The sequence below is a fragment of the Streptomyces sp. AcH 505 genome (genome assembly GCF_000818175.1).
GTDB lineage: Bacteria > Actinomycetota > Actinomycetes > Streptomycetales > Streptomycetaceae > Streptomyces.
In genome coordinates this window covers 1,989,884-1,992,537 of record NZ_JTIY01000001.1, presented here as the reverse complement: position 1 = coordinate 1,992,537, position 2,654 = coordinate 1,989,884, and the positions used below count along the sequence as shown (strand labels likewise).

Annotated in this window: 1 protein-coding gene and 1 pseudogene; one reads left to right on the top strand and one right to left on the bottom strand. The window is 74.7% G+C overall.

The window, feature by feature from the left end; genetic code table 11:
* Nucleotides 1–1,844 (top strand): annotated as a pseudogene (locus tag HY68_RS09215) (AfsR/SARP family transcriptional regulator); the annotation flags it as partial.
* On the opposite strand, the gene HY68_RS44940 reads toward HY68_RS09215, so the two are convergent.
* Nucleotides 1,831–2,654, bottom strand: an 824-nt coding sequence (locus HY68_RS44940) for an NPCBM/NEW2 domain-containing protein (protein WP_041986779.1), incomplete at its 5' end; no start/stop codon positions are given. The pseudogene HY68_RS09215 and the gene HY68_RS44940 sit on opposite strands and share 14 nt — an antisense overlap.

The following is a 2,654-nucleotide window of genomic DNA, read 5'->3' as shown; positions in this document are numbered from 1 at the left end:
TCCCGCGCCAGCAGACCCTGCGGGCCGTCGTCGACTGGTCCTGGGACCTGCTGGACGAGCGGGAGCGTACGGTGCTGCGCCAGGTCTCCGTCTTCGCGGGCGGCTGGGACCTGACCGCGGCGGAGAGCGTGTGCGGATCCGCCGACGCGGAAGCCGCCCCAGGAGCCGTATCAGCAGCTGTCGCAGCAGCCCCCGGGAGCGTCACCGCCGCATCCACCGTCGACGTGCCGGGCCTGCTCGGCGCCCTCGTCGACAAGTCCCTCGTCGTCGCCGCCCCCGTCGACGCCCCGGCCGGCGGCCCCGGCGGCGAGATGCGCTACCGCCTCCTGGAGACCATCCACGAGTACGCCGTGGAGCGCGCGGCCGAGACCCCCGCCGTACGCGCCGCCGCCGAGCGCCTGCACACCGCCTACTTCACCGGACTCGCCGAAGAGGCCGAGCCCCTGCTGCGGTCCGGGGAGCAACTGCCCTGGATACGGCGGCTGGAGGCGGACCTCGACAACATCCGCGCCGCCCTGCACCGCACGGTCACCGTCACCGGCGACGAGGACACCGCGCTGCGCATCATCTTCGCCGTCGGCTGGTTCTGGTGGCTGCGCAACTACCGCCCCGAGGGCCTTGCCTGGGTGGAGCGCGCCCTGAAGCTGGGACCCGACACGACGGACCCCGACGACCCCCGTTACTGGCCCCGGATGCATCTGCTGATGATGCGGCTCCTCCTCGTGGTGGAGAGCGACGGGACGGACAAGGTGCGCGCCGACCCGTCCTTCGACGGGCACGTCCGCCGCGTCACCGAAGCGTTCAGCAAGCCGGGTCCGCAGGGCGCCCGGTTCCCCGGCCTGCTCTGGGGGATAGTCGGCCACTTCCACGACGAAACCATGGACATGCGGACCCAGATGGACGCGTCCCTCGCCAACTGCCGGGTGTACGGGGGCGACTGGGAGGTCGCCGTCCTGCTGATGGGCCGTACGCACGTCCTGGTCGACGCGCCGGGCGGCATGGCGGACGTGGACGAGGGCCTTGCCGAGCTGCACCAGCTCACCGGCCGGGTCGGCGACCGCTGGGTACGGGCGCAGGTGGCGAGCGCCGTCGCCGAGGCGGCGATGGCGCGCGGCCAGTACGACGCGGCCGAGGAGTCCTACCGGCAGGCCCTGCGCTTCGCCCGTGAGGTCGGCGCGCACGCCGAAGCGCCGTTCCTGCTGGCGCGGCTGGCCGAACTCGCCTTCCGCGCCGGGGACACGGCCACCGCCGCGCGGGGCCTCGACGAGGCATGGGCGGAGGCGGAGCGGCACGACGTCCAGGACACGCGCGCCTTCGTCCTCGTCATGCGCGCCGTGATCGCCCTGGACGGGAGCGAGTACGCACGCGCCAGGGAGGCGCTGGACGGCGCGTACCGGGCGGCGGAGCGCGGCACACCGCCGCCGCAGTTCCAGCTCGTGCTCGACGGCGTGCAGGCCCGGATCTCGGCCCATGAGGCGGCGGGACCCGCCGCCGCCGTCAGATCGCTGGCGGCGGTGCTGCGGCGGGCGATGGGAAGCGGCCTCGCGACCGGCATCGTCGGCTCTTGGGCCGAGATGTCCGCGCCCGTGCTGCTGCTCGCCGGCCGGTCGGCCGACGCCGTGCGGGTGCTGGCCGCCGTCGAGGCGCAGGCCGGCGACGTGCCCCGCTCCGCACCGGAAAAGAGAGCGGCCGAGCAGGTCGAGGCCGAGGCACGCGCGGAACTCGGCCCCGCCCGGTTCGCCGCGGAGCGCGCGGCGGGCAGCGGACTCACCTTCGAGCAGATCGCGGAGCTGCTCGAAGCGCCCGCCGACCGTTCCTCCGGTGCGTCGGTCAGCGGCAGCTGATCCGTGACTCGGCCCAGTCCGCGACGGCCACCGAGCTGAACGGCGAGTCCGGCTCGACGACCAGCCGGATCGACTTCTGCCCGGCGATCCCCACGGACACGGGCGCGGCCCGCTGGCCGCCGCGCATCACGGGGGAGCGCCACAGCCGGCCCCCGTCGCCGTAGACGGCGAACCGTACGGAGCCGAGGCCCAGCGTCATGTCGTCCACCCCGACCATCGCCTCGTACGACGAACAGCTGCGGTTGAGGTCGATCGTGACCGACGTGCCGGCGTGCATGCTCACGCCGTGCGCGTAGTGGACACCGCCCACGGACACATTCGTACGCTGCCAGAGCCAGCCGCTGCTGCCCAGCCGGACTTCGGGCTTCGTGCCGTCCCCGATGACGCCGTACGAGAGCTGGTTCACCTGGAAGTCGGCGGGTGCGGGCGGCGGCGGCTTCGGTGCCGGCGGCTTCGGCGCGGGCGGGGCCGGGGCGTCGGGCACGGGCGGTGTCGTACGCACCGACGGCTTCGGCGCGGGCGGCGGCGCTTTCTTCGGCGGCGGCTTCGGTTTCGGCTTGGGCTTGGCGGACGGCTCAGGAGCGGGGGGCTTGGCCGCCGGCTCGGGCGCCGCAGGGGGCTTGCTCCTGGGCGGATCGGGCTTCGGCGGGAGCTGCGGTACGACCTGCTGGGCGACCGGCGGCTTCGCGTCGGGCCGGTCCGGCGCGTGCTCGCCGCCACCGGCGGTCAGCGCCCACACGACACCGGCGGCTGCGACCACCACCAGGCCCGCGATGCCCACCTTCACCGGGGCGCCGACCCCTTCGGCCG